Here is a 14604-nt window from a genome sequence, read left to right as displayed (position 1 = left end):
GACAGCGCTATTTTTCGGACATTCCACTCATCAAACAGGATAAATCCGACAATGCGCGTAATCATCGCTGACGACCATCCTGTCGTTCGTATCGGCCTGCGAATGCTCATCGACCTGAACCGCACCTGCAATGTCGTGGGTGAGGCCGATGGCCCGGACAGCCTGTTGAACCTGCTTTCCACCACGCCTTGCGACCTCTTGATCACCGACTTTTCCATGCCGGGCAATCAGCACTCCGACGGGCTGAAGATGCTGGGCAAAGTGCGGCGGTGCTACCCGGCGTTGCCAATCATTCTGGTCACGATGTTCTCCAACGCACCGACACTGAAGGCGGCGTTTGCTGAGGGGGTGATGGCGATCATTGCCAAAGGTGCGTCGGCGAAGGAGTTGCCCATGGCGATCAAATCAGTGAGCGAAGGACGGCGCTTCACCAGCGAGTCTTTACGTGCTTCGCTGCTTCAGGCGAACGCTGCGGTAGCGTCCGGTCCTGCTGTGTTATCCGCCAAGGAACATGAAGTGGTGAGAATGCTCGCCAATGGCATGACGGTCAGTGAAATTGCCGGCTATTTCAAACGCAGCGTATCGACGATCAGCAAACAGAAAAACATGGCCATGCAGCGGCTGGGAATTTCCACGGATGTGGGGCTCTTCGCTTACGCCCGTGAAAACGGCATGGCGCATTAGGCTCCAGTGTGCCTGAGGGTATTCCCGCCACGAATGCCGGTAGTGTTCCTGGCATTTGTTGATTATCGTGCTGGCAATCTGCCGAAATGATTTTTTGAAAGCAGTCTTCAGAAAAAGTGAGCAACCCAGGGAGCTTGTATGAGTGATGCCCACAACGCAGTGATCACCCGATTCTACGAGGCGTTCCAGCGGCTGGATGCCGAAGCCATGAGCGCCTGCTACACCGACGACGTAGTGTTCAGCGATCCGGCGTTCGGCGAACTGCGTGGCCGTGATGCCGGCGACATGTGGCGCATGCTCACCACCCGGGCCAAGGATTTCTCCCTGACCTTCGATCATGTGCGCAGCGACGAGCGCACGGGGGGCGCCCATTGGGTGGCGACTTATCTGTTCAGTCAGACCGGTAATATCGTGGTCAACGACATTCAGGCGCGCTTCGTTTTCCGCGACGGCAAGATCTGCGAACACCACGATAGCTTCGATCTGTGGGCCTGGTCGCGTCAGGCGCTGGGTTTCAAGGGGCTGCTGCTGGGTTGGACGCCGCTGGTACGCAATGCCGTTCGCGCACAGGCCCTGAAGGGGCTGAAGGCTTTTCAGGCAGGTCGCTGATAAGATCGCGGCTTGTTTCCTTTCAAGTCTTGATCGTTGCATGAGCCCCCACAACGAAAATCCTGCCGACGCCGACCCTGCGCTGAGCAAACCCTGGTTCGTTTACCTCGTGCGCGCGGCCAATGGTTCGCTCTACTGCGGAATCAGCGACGACCCCGTGCGCCGCTTCGCCATGCACCAAAGCGGCAAAGGCGCGCGTTTCTTCCTTTCCAGCCCGGCTGTGGCACTGGTTTATACCGAAGCATGCCGCGACAAAAGCGAAGCGCTGCGTCAGGAGCGGCTGATCAAAAAACTCAGGAAGAGCGCCAAGGAATGTCTGGTGGCCAGTGCTGCCCCGGCATTATCAAGCTGATTGATCGGTTTCCATCAGGCAGATCCGTATTCTGCCAATCGATTGCGCGCTAAGCTGCTGATACCTTTTGAGTGCGACGGAGCCGAGCATGTCCGAGTTGATTCTTCATCATTACCCGACGTCCCCCTTCGCCGAAAAGGCCCGATTGCTGTTGGGCTTCAAGGGCTTGTCCTGGCGCTCGGTGAAGATCTCGCCGGTGATGCCAAAACCTGACCTGACGGCGCTGACGGGGGGCTATCGCAAGACGCCGGTGTTGCAGATCGGCGCGGATATCTATTGCGATACGGCGCTCATCGCCCGTCGCCTGGAGCAGGAAAAAGCCTTGCCGGCGTTCTTCCCCGAAGGCCAGGAAATGATCGCCGCGACCTTCGCCGCGTGGGCCGATTCAGTGGTGTTCCAGCATGCAGTCAGCCTGGTGTTTCAGCCGGAATCGGTCGCTGTGCGTTTCGGCAATTTGCCGCCGGAAGCGATCAAGGCTTTCCTGGCCGACCGTGCGGGATTGTTCAGCGGCGGCAGCACTACAAAGTTGACCGCTGAGCAAGCGCGGCACCAATGGCCGACGATCATGGCGCGCCTGGAGCAACAGCTGCAGCGCGAGGAAGGTGATTACCTGTTCGGCGAGCCATCGATTGCCGACTTCGCCATGGCGCATCCGCTGTGGTTCCTCAAGGCGACGCCGGTGACATCACCGCTTGTGGATAACTATCCGGCGGTGTCGGCCTGGTTGGCGCGGGTTCTGGGTTTTGGCCATGGGGCGCCGAGCGAGATGACCTCGGAAGAGGCATTGGCGATTGCGCGCAACGCAACGCCGGCTGCATTGCCGGATGAGCAATTTATCGACCCGAACGGATTCGAAGCTGGTCAGCAAGTAGTGATCGCTGCGACCGACTATGGCGTCGATCCGGTGGCGGGGGCGTTGATGTTTGCCGGTGGCGAAGAGCTGATCCTGCGCCGCGAAGATCCGCGCGGCGGTGTGGTGCATGTGCACTTTCCGCGGTTGGGTTTTCGTATCGAGGCCCGCTGACACTGTGGGAGCAAGCGATGCGGCGACCCGACTTGCTCCCACAGGTAGGGTGTGACCGGATTAATTACTTCAACGCTGCCAGAATCGCATCCGGGTCATACCCGCGAATCAGCGTCCCGTTCACATCGATGAACGGGATCCCGCCGCCGCCCAACGCTTCGTAGGCCTTGCGCGCCTCGGTGTCTTTCTCGATATCGAATTCCTTGTACGTAATACCTTTCTGATCGAGAAAACGTCGGCTCAGTTTGCAGTAGCCACACCATTCGGTGCTGTAGAGCACGACATTGGCCGTGGCCCGGGTCTGCTCGGACAGCATTTGCGAGGGATTGAATACTCGCTCGATCTTGCCCCAGTGCTGGTAAACCACCACCACCAGCAGGATCAGCAGGCATTTCTTCAGTACGTTACCCAGCATCAATTGCGGCGCTTGAGCTGGTCGGTGAGCGAGGTCGGCAGGCCTTTGATGATCAGGGTACCGGCTTCTTCGTCGTACTCGATCTTCGAGCCCAGCAGGTGCGCCTCGAAGCTGATCGACAGGCCTTCGGCACGGCCGGTGAAGCGGCGGAACTGGTTCAGGGTGCGTTTATCGGCCGGGATTTCCGGCGAGAGTCCGTAGTCCTTGTTGCGGATATGATCGTAGAAAGCTTTTGGGCGTTCTTCGTCGATCAGTTCCGACAGCTCCTCAAGGCCCATGGGCTCACCGAGCTTGGCCTGGCTACTGGCGTAATCCACCAGGGTCTTGGTTTTTTCCCGGGCAGACTCTTCCGGCAGGTCTTCGCTTTCGACGAAGTCACTGAAGGCCTTGAGCAAAGTGCGGGTTTCGCCGGGGCCATCGACGCCTTCCTGGCAGCCGATGAAGTCGCGGAAATACTCCGAAACCTTTTTACCGTTCTTGCCCTTGATGAACGAAATGTACTGCTTGGATTGCTTGTTGTTCTGCCACTCGGAAACGTTGATCCGCGCCGCCAGGTGCAGCTGGCCCAGGTCCAGGTGACGGGACGGGGTCACGTCCAGCTCGTCGGTCACCGCCACGCCTTCGCTGTGGTGCAGCAGGGCGATGGCCAGGTAGTCGGTCATGCCTTGCTGATAGTGAGCGAACAGTACGTGACCACCGACCGAAAGGTTGGATTCTTCCATCAGCTTTTGCAGGTGCTCCACCGCCACGCGGCTGAACGCTGTGAAGTCCTGGCCGCCATCGAGGTATTCCTTCAACCAGCCGCTGAAGGGAAAGGCGCCGGACTCCGGATGAAACAGACCCCAGGCTTTACCTTGTTTGGCGTTGTAGCTTTCGTTGAGGTCGGCAAGCATGTTCTCGATGGCGGCGGACTCGGTCAGTTCAGAGTCGCGAGCGTGGAGAACTGCGGGTGTGCCGTCGGGTTTTTTGTCGATCAGGTGGACGATGCAATGACGGATCGGCATGGGCTTCTCGGCTGATTGGAGAGAGCAGGGCGAGCTCCCCGAAAAAGCGCCCAGTGTACCGCAACCATTGGTTTTGGCGCGGGACGAAGGGCAATTCCCGAGTGACCGGCGGCGCTTATGCGTTTTTTTGCCGATTTAGAGCAATAAAGCTGACCAAATGGGTAGCTAGAGGCGGATATTTCCCCGTCTCTGTGCTAGTTTTGCCCGGTCTTGCGCGAAGTCACTGCGTTAAGCGTGCAGTCAGCAAATGTCAGGTCGAACCAAACCCTGATTTCGGCATCTATAACCCGACTCGTCGCGGTTATCGCCGAGGGTGCCGGATCCAGAAGATCGGGCTCGATGGCTGACACTGCACTCTGCAATCCATATGAATTTGATAGGGAAGGAACACTAAATGGCTCTTACTAAAGACCAACTGATCGCCGACATCGCTGAAGCTATCGACGCGCCAAAAACCACCGCGCGTAACGCTCTGGACCAACTGGGCCAAATCGTTGCCGATCAGCTGGAAAACGGCGGCGAAATCACTTTGCCAGGCATCGGCAAGCTGAAAGTGACTGAGCGTCCTGCCCGTACCGGCCGTAACCCTTCGACTGGCGCTGCCATCGAAATCCCTGCCAAGAAAGTGATCAAGCTGGTTGTGGCCAAAGGCCTGACCGACGCTGTGAACAAGTAAGACGCAGTGAAAAAAAACCGTGCGCCGGAGCAATCCGGGCACGGTTTTTTTGTGCCTGCTATTTGGCGATATTCTGCAAGCCACCTGATCCCATTGTGGGAGCGAGCCTGCTCGCGAAGGCGGTGTGTCAGTCGCTAAAGAAGTTGGCTGATCCACCGCTTTCGCGAGCAGGCTCGCTCCCACAGGGGATCTGTGTCGGTTACTCGGTTTTGCGCGCCCAGCGCTCGCGCCAGGCCTGCTGCTGGGCTGGAGTCTGGAAAGTCCACGCCACGAAACGGCTCTGCTTCTGGCCTTGGGACATTTCCACCACCTGGCTTTGCAGTGCGCCGGCCTTTTTCAGCGCCGTCTGGATCGCCGGCAGATTCGACGCTTTGGACACCAGGGTACTGAACCACAGCACCTGCTGACCCACCTGAGCGCTCTCGCCGATCAATTGCGTAACGAATCGCGCCTCGCCACCCTCGCACCACAACTCGGCCGCCTGACCGCCGAAATTCAGCACCGGCAATTTTCGTTTTGGATCGGCCTTGCCCAGCGCGCGCCATTTGCGGCTGCTGCCGCGTGTGGCTTCTTCCAGGGACGAGTGGAACGGTGGGTTGCACATTGTCAGGTCAAAGCGTTCGGTGCTCTCCAGCAAGCCCAGCAGGATCTGTTTGCGGTTGCCTTGCTGGCGAATCTGGATGGCCTTGTTCAAGCCATTTGACTGAATGATGGCCCTGGCTGCGGCAATGGCGGTGGCGTCGATTTCCGAGCCAAGGAACTGCCAGCGGTAGTCGCTGTGACCGATCAGCGGATACACGCAGTTGGCGCCCACGCCGACGTCCAGCACCTTCACTGCCGCCCCACGGGGGACCACGCCGTCATTGCCGCTGGCCAGCAGGTCGGCGAGGAAATGTACGTAGTCCGCCCGACCCGGAACCGGCGGGCACAGGTAGTCGGCGGGAATGTCCCAATGGGCGATGCCGTAGAACGACTTGAGCAGTGCCCGGTTGAACACTCGCACCGCATCCGGGCTGGCAAAGTCGATACTTTCCTTGCCATACGGATTGATGATCACGAACTTCGCCAACTCCGGCGTGCTTTTGATCAGCGCCGGGAAGTCGTAACGACCCTGATGGCGATTGCGCGGGTGCAGGCTGGCCTTTTCACGCGGTTCCACGGCTTTGGCCGGAGTCGCGGTGTCAGGCTTCTTGCGCGCAGGTTTGGGTGTACGAGGGGTGTTCATGGGCGTGGTCGATTCGGGCATGGCTGAAAGTGGCGGGCATTGTCCCACATCCTGCCGTTGTGAACCCAATCCCGCGGACGACCCATACCTACTGTGGGAGCGAGCCTGCTCGCGAAAGCGGTTTGTCATTCAACATTGATGTTGGCTGACATGGCCTCTTCGCGAGCAGGCTCGCTCCCACAAGGGAATTGTGGTGATAGGGCAATAGAGGCAGGCACAAAAAAGGGAGGCCACTTGGGCCTCCCTCTTTCATTGCGATTTGCCGTTACAGGCTGGCAATCCGCGCATGTTGCTCGGCCAATTTGCCCAAAGCCTGTTCGGCCTCGGCCAGTTTGGCGCGTTCCTTGTCGATGACTTCGGCCGGCGCCTTGTCGACGAAACCGGCGTTGGACAGCTTGCCACCCACACGCTGCACTTCGCCTTGCAGGCGCTGGATTTCCTTGTCCAGGCGCGCCAGTTCCGCACCTTTGTCGATCAGGCCGGCCATCGGCACCAGCACTTCCATCTCACCAACCAGTGCGGTGGCGGACAACGGTGCTTCTTCGCCGGCAGCCAGGACTGTGATCGATTCGAGGCGTGCCAGTTTCTTCAGCAATGCCTCGTTTTCGGTCAGGCGGCGCTGATCTTCGGCACTGACGTTCTTCAGGAACAGCGGCAGTGGTTTGCCCGGGCCGATGTTCATTTCGCCACGGATGTTGCGCGTGCCGAGCATCAGGCCCTTGAGCCATTCGATGTCGTCTTCGGCGGCCTGATCGATGCGCGCTTCATTGGCCACTGGCCAAGGCTGCAGCATGATCGTCTTGCCTTCGATACCGGCCAGCGGCGCAATGCGCTGCCAGATTTCTTCGGTGATGAACGGCATGAACGGGTGCGCCAGGCGCAGGGCTACTTCCAGTACGCGAACCAGGGTGCGACGGGTGCCGCGCTGACGTTCGATTGGCGCATTTTCGTCCCACAGCACAGGCTTGGAGAGCTCCAGGTACCAGTCGCAATACTGGTTCCAGATGAACTCGTACAAGGCTTGCGCGGCCAGGTCGAAGCGGAACTGGTCGAGTTGACGAGTCACTTCGGCTTCGGTGCGTTGCAGTTGCGAAATGATCCAGCGGTCGGCCAGCGAGAGCTCGTAGGCTTCGCCGTTCTGTCCGCAGTCTTCGCCCTTGTCCAGCACGTAGCGCGCGGCGTTCCAGATTTTGTTGCAAAAGTTGCGATAGCCTTCGACGCGGCCCATGTCGAACTTGATGTCGCGACCGGTGGACGCCAGCGAGCAGAAGGTGAAGCGCAGGGCGTCGGTGCCGTAGCTGGCGATACCTTCGGCGAACTCGTCGCGGGTCGCTTTCTCGATCTTCTTCGCCAGTTTCGGCTGCATCAGGCCCGAGGTGCGCTTCTGCACCAGGGTTTCGAGCTCGATCCCGTCGATGATGTCCAGCGGGTCCAGGACGTTGCCCTTGGACTTGGACATCTTCTGGCCCTGGCCATCACGCACCAGACCATGCACGTAAACGGTCTTGAACGGTACTTGCGGGGTGCCGTCCTCGTTTTTGATCAGGTGCATCGTCAGCATGATCATCCGGGCAACCCAGAAGAAAATGATGTCGAAGCCGGTGACCAGTACGTCGGTGGAGTGGAATTTCTTCAGGAACTCGGTTTTTTCCGGCCAGCCCAGGGTGGAGAAGGTCCACAAGCCCGAGCTGAACCAGGTGTCGAGTACGTCGTTGTCCTGCTGCAGCGCAACGTCCGGACCGATGTTGTGCTTGGCACGTACTTCGGCTTCGTCACGACCCACGTAGACTTTGCCCGACTCGTCGTACCAGGCCGGAATGCGGTGGCCCCACCACAGCTGACGGCTGATGCACCAGTCCTGGATGTCGCGCATCCAGGAGAAGTACATGTTTTCGTACTGTTTCGGCACGAACTGGATACGACCGTCTTCAACGGCGGCAATCGCAGGCTCGGCCAATGGCTTGGTGGACACGTACCACTGGTCCGTCAGCCACGGCTCGATGATGGTGCCGGAACGGTCGCCTTTCGGCACTTTCAGGGCGTGATCGTTGACGCTGACCAGCAGGCCGGCAGCCTCGAACGCGGCGACGATCTGCTTGCGCGCTTCGAAACGCTCGAGGCCGGCGTATTCGGCCGGGATCTTGCCGTCGATGCTTTCGTTCAGCGTACCGTCGAGGTTGAACGCCTGGGCGGCCGGCAGGACATTGGCGTTCTTGTCGAAGATGTTCAGCAGCGGCAGGTTGTGGCGCTTGCCGACTTCGTAGTCGTTGAAATCGTGGGCCGGGGTGATTTTCACGCAGCCGGTGCCGAATTCAGGGTCGCAGTAGTCGTCGGCGATGATCGGGATGCGGCGGCCGACCAGCGGCAGTTCGACAAACTTGCCGATCAGGGCTTTGTAGCGTTCGTCGTTCGGGTTAACGGCCACGGCGGAGTCGCCGAGCATGGTTTCCGGACGCGTGGTCGCGACGATCAGGTAATCGTTGCCTTCAGCGGTCTTGGCGCCGTCGGCCAGCGGATATTTCAGGTTCCACAGGAAACCCTTCTCGTCGTGGTTTTCCACTTCGAGGTCGGAAATCGCCGTATGCAGCTTGGTGTCCCAGTTGACCAGACGCTTGCCGCGGTAGATCAAGCCGTCTTCGTGCAAGCGTACGAAGGCTTCTTTAACGGCTTCGGAAAGGCCGTCGTCCATGGTGAAGCGCTCGCGGCTCCAGTCCACGGACGAGCCGAGGCGGCGGATCTGACGGCTGATATTGCCGCCGGACTGATCCTTCCACTCCCAGACTTTCTCGAGGAATTTGTCGCGGCCCAGGTCATGGCGATTCTGGCCCTGGGCTTCGAGTTGACGCTCCACCAGCATTTGCGTGGCGATACCCGCGTGGTCGGTGCCCGGTTGCCACAGGGTGTTGCGACCCTGCATGCGGCGGAAACGGATCAGGGCGTCCATGATCGCGTTGTTGAAGCCGTGACCCATGTGCAGGCTGCCGGTGACGTTCGGCGGCGGGATCATGATGGTGTAGGACTCGCCCGCGCCTTGCGGGGCGAAGTAATTCTCGGACTCCCAGGTGTTGTACCAGGAAGTTTCAATGGCGTGCGGCTGGTAGGTCTTATCCATGCGCGGCGGGACCCTATTGGCATTTATTCAGGAAAAGCCGATGAGTATAGCGGGGATAAGTTGTTACGCGTAGAGCGAGGGGCCAATGGATGGGGGAAAATTCACGACTGGTCGGGGATGTGTTTTACCAGTGAGATAGCCATCGCGGGCAAGCCTTGCTCCCACGGGGTTAGGGTCGACCACAAAATTACGGTGCGACACTAATCCTGTGGGAGCAAGGCTTGCCCGCGATAGCGATCGATCAGGCAACCCGATTCAAATCGTTATGCCGTGTTTCCTTCAGGCACAGCACCGCCATCAAGCTCAGCACCGCCGCCCCGGACACATACCCACCCACATAGCTCAAACCCCCCATCGCCACCAGTTTCTGCGCGAAGAACGGTGCCGCCGAAGCGCCGACAATCCCGCCCAGGTTGTAGGCCGCGGATGCGCCGGTGTAGCGCACGTGGGTCGGAAACAGCTCCGGCAGCAGTGCGCCCATCGGTGCGAAGGTCACGCCCATCAGAAACAGTTCGATGCACAGGAACAGCGCCACGCCCCAGGTCGAGCCCTGGGTCAGTAGCGGTTCCATCAGGAACCCGGAGAGAACCGCCAGCACGCCACCAATGATCAACACCGGTTTGCGCCCGAAGCGGTCGCTGGCCCAGGCCGACAGTGGCGTGGCGGCGGCCATGAACAGTACGGCGAAACACAGGAGGCCGAGGAAAGTTTCACGGCTGTAGCCGAGCGTCGCCACGCCATAGCTGAGCGAGAACACGGTGGAAATGTAGAACAGCGCGTAACACACGACCATCGCACCGGCCCCCAGCAACACGGGCAGCCAGTATTGGCTGAACAACTCGACCAGCGGGATCTTCACTCGCTCCTCGCGAGCCACGGCATTGGCGAACACCGGCGTTTCGTGAAGCTTGAGGCGTACGTACAGGCCGACCATCACCAGTGCGGCGCTGAGCAGGAATGGAATGCGCCAGCCCCAGGAGCGAAACTGTTCGTCGTTCAAGGTCATGGCCAGCGTCAGGAACAGGCCGTTGGCCGCGAGAAAGCCGATGGAGGGGCCAAGCTGCGGGAACATGCCGAACCAGGCGCGTTTGCCCTTGGGCGCATTCTCCGTGGCCAGCAACGCCGCGCCGCCCCATTCGCCGCCCAGGCCAAGGCCCTGGCCGAAACGCAGCACGCAGAGCAGGATCGGCGCCCAGGCTCCAATACTGTCATAGCCCGGCAGCACACCGATCAGCGTAGTGCACACGCCCATCAGCAAGAGGGAAGCCACCAGCGTCGATTTTCGGCCGATGCGGTCGCCAAAGTGACCGAACAGCGCCGAGCCCAGGGGGCGGGCGAGAAATGCGATGCCGAAGGTGAGGAAGGCTGAAAGCATCTGCGCCGTGCCGGAGGTCTGCGGAAAGAACACCGGACCGATGACCAGCGCTGCGGCAGTGGCGTAGACGTAGAAATCGTAGAACTCGATCGCAGTGCCGATGAAACTCGCCGTGGCCACGCGGGTGGCGGAGTTGGTCGGTTGTGCGGGTGTGGAATCGCTGTAAGTCGTGCTGGTCGTCATGCGGTTATCCCTGACAGTCATGTGCCCCAGTGGAGCGAATTATTATGGTCGAACACCCAGGGATGTGGGTTTGAAGCGGAGTGCGGGTAGCACGGGAGGGGGGGCTTGGGTAAGCGGTTTGATTATGCCACGACCATTGGCTCCCGCAGGGTGGCGATTTCAGGCGACGGTTTTTGCAGTAGCGGTATGCCAGATCAATACCCGGGTCACACGATTTTCTTCTGTCTCAAGAATTTCCAGTCGATAACGGCCGATCTTCAGGCAGACCGCGCTATCGGGAATGGTTTCCAGCGCTTCGGTCACCAGGCCGTTGAGGGTTTTCGGCCCATCGCTTGGCAAATGCCAGCCGAGGCTCTTGTTCAGGTCGCGGATCGACGCGGCGCCATCGATCACCAGGCGCCCGTCGGCCTGTGGATGGATATGCGGGTTGTTCAGGCTTTGCTGGCTTTCGAACTCGCCGACGATTTCCTCGAGAATATCTTCCAGGGTCACGATGCCCAGCACTTCGCCGTACTCGTCGACCACCATGCCCAGGCGTCGCTGCTGTTTATGGAAGTTCAGCAACTGCAGCTGCAGCGGAGTGCTTTCGGGGACGAAGTAAGGTTCGCGGCTGGCCTCGACCAGTGCTTCCAGGGTCAGGCTGGCATCGGGGAGCAAATGGCCGATTTGCCGGGTGTTGAGCACCGCTTCGACCTGGTTGATATCACTGTGGAACACCGGCAGCCGTGTGCGCTTGTTATGGCGCAGTTGCTCGATGATTTCTTCGATAGGGTCGTCGAGGTTGATCCCATCGACTTCACTGCGCGGGACCAGAATGTCGTTGACCGTGATGTTGTCCAGCGCATGGATGCCAGGCAGCGAGTGCGGGCGGCAGACGGCGGGTTCCTGATCGTCCTGCCGTTCCTTCGGCGCTTCGTCTTCGCTCTGTTGCACCACTTTGACTTTGCGGGCCAATGGCCGCATCAGCAGTTGGCTGACGGCATTGAGCAGCCAGGCGGCCGGATAGATGATTTTCAAAGGCACGGGAAGCAAGGTGTTGCCCAGGGCCAGGATCGCATCCGGGTGGCGGACGGCAAGGGCGCGGGGCAAGTAGTCGGCGAACACCAGCACAATGGCACCTGCACCGAGACAGGCAACCCACGGACCATTTTCGGCCCAGGTGAAAATCGCCAGCAAGGTACACAGGACGACAACCAGCGTGCGGCACAGGGTATTGCAGAAGATCAGGCTATTGAGCGGGAAGCTCAATCGGGCCAGCGGCTTGTCGCTGGATCGCGAAGCCACGCGTTTGGCCAGCAAATGCTGGTGCGCGGATTCAATGGCGGAAAACAGGCCCGACCACAAAATCAGCAAGACCACTACAGCGAGCATCGGCCCTAAGGGCAAGTCGTCCATAAATGCCGCCCGTCAGATGTGCAGGATGTATTCACGGACCAGCTTGCTGCCGAAATACGCCAGCATCAGCAGGCAGAAACCGGCAAGGGTCCAGCGAATGGCTTTGTGACCGCGCCAGCCGAGACGGTTACGCCCCCAGAGCAACACGCTGAAGACGACCCAGGCCAGGCAGGCCAGCAAGGTTTTGTGCACCAGGTGCTGGGCGAACAGGTTGTCGACGAACAACCACCCCGAGATCAGCGACATCGACAGCAGGGTCCAGCCGGCCCAGAGGAAACCGAACAGCAGGCTTTCCATGGTTTGCAATGGCGGGAAGTTCTTGATCAGCCCGGAAGGGTGCTTGTGCTTGAGTTGATGGTCCTGAATCAGCAGCAGCAAGGCCTGGAACACCGCAATGGTGAACATGCCGTAGGCGAGAATCGACAGCAGGATGTGGGCGAGGATGCCGGGCTCCTCGTCAATGATCTGCACGGTACCGGCAGGGGCGAATTGGGCCAGCAGCACCGTCGCGGCCCCAAGCGGGAACAGCAGGACCAGCAGGTTTTCCACCGGGATGCGTGAGCAGGCCAGCAGGGTCAGGGCGATGACCGCAGCGGCAATCAGGCTGGCGGCACTGAAGAAATCCAGTCCCAGGCCGATCGGCGTCATCAGGTGGGTGACCAGGCTGGCGCCATGGGCCAGCACGGCCAGTACGCCCAGCGTGACCAGCAGGCGTTTGTTCGCCTTGGCGCAGGCGGCCAGACGCGTGCCTTGATAGAAAGTCGCAGCGGCATATAAACAGGCGGCGGCGAGGGTGGTTAGCAAACTCGGTGACAAGGGGAGCATAAGTCCTGTTAGGCAAGCCCGAAAGGCGCTGAGTTTGGCATAGAACCCACGCGGCACGAAAGACCAGACAAGCTGACGGCGAGGTGTCCGCCAGACGCAGTCTTCGCTATAATCCGCGACCTGCCCACGCCGCAGGCTCGCCGAGCACATGTTTAGTCCGGTTCGGGCCGCCATTATCCCGGTCTACACAGGGCCTGAAAGGATCGCGCAATGTTTGAAAACTTAACCGACCGTCTCTCGCAGACGCTGCGCCATGTCACCGGCAAGGCCAAGCTGACCGAGGACAACATCAAAGACACCCTGCGTGAAGTGCGTATGGCGTTGCTCGAAGCCGACGTCGCCTTGCCGGTGGTGAAGGACTTCGTCAATTCGGTCAAGGAGCGCGCCGTCGGCACCGAGGTGTCGCGTAGCCTGACGCCTGGCCAGGCCTTCGTGAAGATCGTCCAGGCCGAACTCGAAAGCCTGATGGGCGCGGCCAACGAAGACCTGAACCTGAGTGCCGTTCCACCCGCCGTCATCCTGATGGCCGGTTTGCAGGGCGCCGGTAAAACCACCACCGCCGGCAAACTTGCGCGCTTCCTTAAAGAACGCAAGAAAAAGTCGGTCATGGTCGTGTCCGCGGACGTGTACCGTCCGGCGGCGATCAAGCAGCTGGAAACCTTGGCCAGCGACATCGGCGTGACATTCTTCCCGTCCGACCTGAGCCAGAAGCCGGTCGACATCGCCCAGGCAGCTATTAAGGAAGCAAAACTCAAATTCATCGACGTGGTCATCGTCGATACCGCCGGTCGCCTGCACATCGATGAAGAGATGATGGGCGAGATCAAGGCCCTGCACGCCGCGATCAACCCGGTCGAAACCCTGTTCGTGGTCGACGCCATGACCGGCCAGGACGCCGCCAACACGGCCAAGGCCTTCGGTGACGCACTGCCATTGACCGGTGTGATCCTGACCAAGGTCGACGGCGATGCCCGCGGCGGTGCCGCCCTGTCGGTTCGCGCCATTACCGGCAAGCCGATCAAGTTCATCGGTATGGGCGAGAAGAGCGAAGCGCTCGACCCGTTCCACCCTGAGCGTATTGCTTCGCGCATCCTCGGCATGGGCGACGTGCTCAGCCTGATCGAACAGGCGGAAGCGACCCTCGACAAGGACAAGGCCGACAAGCTGGCCAAGAAGCTGAAGAAGGGCAAGGGCTTCGACCTCGAGGACTTCCGCGATCAGCTGCAACAGATGAAGAACATGGGCGGCCTCGGCGGCCTCATGGACAAACTGCCGAACATGGGCGGTGTGAACCTGGCGCAGATGGGCAATGCCCAGAGTGCGGCAGAGAAGCAGTTCAAGCAGATGGAAGCCATCATCAACTCCATGACCCCGGCCGAGCGTCGTGACCCTGAGCTGATCAGCGGTTCGCGCAAGCGTCGTATCGCCATGGGTTCCGGCACTCAGGTGCAGGACATCGGCCGCTTGATCAAGCAGCACAAGCAGATGCAGAAGATGATGAAGAAATTCTCCGCCAAAGGCGGAATGGCCAAGATGATGCGCGGCATGGGCGGTATGTTGCCCGGCGGTGGCATGCCCAAGATGTAAAGAATCCGCGCCGGTCATCGCACCGGCGCAGACCCGCAGGGAAGCGGGATCTCCAGCAAACCCGCACTTGGCGGGAGCTGACCGGCCGTTTTTACCGACGGCTCTATAGCAAATCTGGATGGCCGCCGAAAGGCAGTC

Annotated in this window: 13 protein-coding genes; 6 read left to right on the top strand and 7 right to left on the bottom strand. The window is 60.0% G+C overall.

Features of this window, described 5'->3' with window-relative positions:
• Positions 1–51: 51 nt before the first annotated feature.
• The 4 genes from LAB08_RS25040 to LAB08_RS25025 all read left to right on the top strand — a co-directional run bounded on the left by LAB08_RS25040 (position 52) and on the right by LAB08_RS25025 (position 2669).
• Entirely contained in the window at positions 52–684 is a 633-nt protein-coding gene (locus tag LAB08_RS25040; RefSeq protein WP_096509208.1) for a response regulator, read from the top strand.
• 138 nt (positions 685–822) lie between these two features.
• Entirely contained in the window at positions 823–1293 is a 471-nt protein-coding gene (locus LAB08_RS25035) for a nuclear transport factor 2 family protein (RefSeq protein WP_096509209.1), read from the top strand.
• 40 nt (positions 1294–1333) lie between these two features.
• Positions 1334–1645, top strand: coding sequence for a GIY-YIG nuclease family protein (locus tag LAB08_RS25030; protein WP_096509210.1), 312 nt, complete (start codon positions 1334–1336; stop codon positions 1643–1645).
• A gap of 88 nt (positions 1646–1733) precedes the next feature.
• Entirely contained in the window at positions 1734–2669 is a 936-nt protein-coding gene (locus LAB08_RS25025; protein ID WP_096509211.1) for a glutathione S-transferase family protein, read from the top strand.
• A gap of 64 nt (positions 2670–2733) precedes the next feature.
• Here LAB08_RS25025 and LAB08_RS25020 read toward each other — a convergent pair whose 3' ends face one another.
• Entirely contained in the window at positions 2734–3084 is a 351-nt protein-coding gene (locus tag LAB08_RS25020; protein WP_096509212.1) for a glutaredoxin family protein, read from the bottom strand.
• A complete protein-coding gene (yejK, locus tag LAB08_RS25015; RefSeq protein ID WP_096509213.1) occupies positions 3084–4088 on the bottom strand; it encodes a nucleoid-associated protein YejK in 1005 nt (334 codons plus the stop codon). Before yejK ends, LAB08_RS25020 begins: the two co-directional genes overlap by 1 nt.
• A 394-nt stretch (positions 4089–4482) precedes the next feature.
• Here yejK and LAB08_RS25010 point away from each other — a divergent pair, with 394 nt between their 5' ends.
• A complete protein-coding gene (locus LAB08_RS25010; protein ID WP_003221909.1) occupies positions 4483–4764 on the top strand; it encodes an HU family DNA-binding protein in 282 nt (93 codons plus the stop codon).
• 199 nt (positions 4765–4963) lie between these two features.
• On the opposite strand, the gene rlmF is transcribed toward LAB08_RS25010, so the two are convergent.
• From rlmF to LAB08_RS24985, 5 genes are all read right to left on the bottom strand, one after another.
• Positions 4964–5989: a 23S rRNA (adenine(1618)-N(6))-methyltransferase RlmF gene (gene rlmF / locus LAB08_RS25005; RefSeq protein WP_096509214.1), complete on the bottom strand. Its 1026-nt coding sequence runs from the start codon at positions 5987–5989 to the stop codon at positions 4964–4966.
• Between the two features lie 265 nt (positions 5990–6254).
• Positions 6255–9101 carry a valine--tRNA ligase gene (locus tag LAB08_RS25000; RefSeq protein ID WP_096509215.1) on the bottom strand — a complete coding sequence of 949 codons (2847 nt, stop codon included), beginning with the start codon at positions 9099–9101 and terminating at the stop codon, positions 6255–6257.
• A gap of 241 nt (positions 9102–9342) precedes the next feature.
• Entirely contained in the window at positions 9343–10659 is a 1317-nt protein-coding gene (locus LAB08_RS24995) for an MFS transporter (protein WP_096509216.1), read from the bottom strand.
• A gap of 159 nt (positions 10660–10818) precedes the next feature.
• Entirely contained in the window at positions 10819–12054 is a 1236-nt protein-coding gene (locus LAB08_RS24990) for a CNNM domain-containing protein (protein WP_096509217.1), read from the bottom strand.
• Positions 12055–12066: 12 nt separating this feature from the next.
• Entirely contained in the window at positions 12067–12879 is an 813-nt protein-coding gene (locus LAB08_RS24985; protein WP_096509218.1) for a cytochrome C assembly family protein, read from the bottom strand.
• A 210-nt stretch (positions 12880–13089) separates the two neighbouring features.
• On the opposite strand from LAB08_RS24985, the gene ffh reads away from it, so the two are divergent.
• The gene (gene ffh / locus LAB08_RS24980; protein ID WP_095193056.1) at positions 13090–14466 is read left to right on the top strand and encodes a signal recognition particle protein; all 1377 of its coding nucleotides are present in this window, start codon (positions 13090–13092) and stop codon (positions 14464–14466) included.
• The last annotated feature ends 138 nt before the right edge of the window (positions 14467–14604 follow it).

This window comes from Pseudomonas izuensis (genome assembly GCF_002356535.2).
Taxonomy (GTDB): Bacteria; Pseudomonadota; Gammaproteobacteria; order Pseudomonadales; family Pseudomonadaceae; genus Aquipseudomonas; species Aquipseudomonas izuensis.
Note: the sequence above shows the minus strand (reverse complement) of the source record. Positions and strands in the feature narration are given on the sequence as shown.

What these genes read in the sequence shown, in the direction of transcription:
- LAB08_RS25040 (WP_096509208.1), top strand. Translation starts at nt 52, where the DNA reads ATGCGCGTAATCATCGCTGACGACCATCCTGTCGTTCGTATCGGCCTG.
- rlmF (WP_096509214.1), bottom strand. Translation starts at nt 5,989, where the DNA reads ATGAACACCCCTCGTACACCCAAACCTGCGCGCAAGAAGCCTGACACC.
- LAB08_RS25020 (WP_096509212.1), bottom strand. Translation starts at nt 3,084, where the DNA reads ATGCTGGGTAACGTACTGAAGAAATGCCTGCTGATCCTGCTGGTGGTG.
- LAB08_RS24985 (WP_096509218.1), bottom strand. Translation starts at nt 12,879, where the DNA reads ATGCTCCCCTTGTCACCGAGTTTGCTAACCACCCTCGCCGCCGCCTGT.
- LAB08_RS25000 (WP_096509215.1), bottom strand. Translation starts at nt 9,101, where the DNA reads ATGGATAAGACCTACCAGCCGCACGCCATTGAAACTTCCTGGTACAAC.
- LAB08_RS25010 (WP_003221909.1), top strand. Translation starts at nt 4,483, where the DNA reads ATGGCTCTTACTAAAGACCAACTGATCGCCGACATCGCTGAAGCTATC.
- LAB08_RS24995 (WP_096509216.1), bottom strand. Translation starts at nt 10,659, where the DNA reads ATGACGACCAGCACGACTTACAGCGATTCCACACCCGCACAACCGACC.
- LAB08_RS24990 (WP_096509217.1), bottom strand. Translation starts at nt 12,054, where the DNA reads ATGGACGACTTGCCCTTAGGGCCGATGCTCGCTGTAGTGGTCTTGCTG.
- yejK (WP_096509213.1), bottom strand. Translation starts at nt 4,088, where the DNA reads ATGCCGATCCGTCATTGCATCGTCCACCTGATCGACAAAAAACCCGAC.
- LAB08_RS25030 (WP_096509210.1), top strand. Translation starts at nt 1,334, where the DNA reads ATGAGCCCCCACAACGAAAATCCTGCCGACGCCGACCCTGCGCTGAGC.
- LAB08_RS25025 (WP_096509211.1), top strand. Translation starts at nt 1,734, where the DNA reads ATGTCCGAGTTGATTCTTCATCATTACCCGACGTCCCCCTTCGCCGAA.
- LAB08_RS25035 (WP_096509209.1), top strand. Translation starts at nt 823, where the DNA reads ATGAGTGATGCCCACAACGCAGTGATCACCCGATTCTACGAGGCGTTC.
- ffh (WP_095193056.1), top strand. Translation starts at nt 13,090, where the DNA reads ATGTTTGAAAACTTAACCGACCGTCTCTCGCAGACGCTGCGCCATGTC.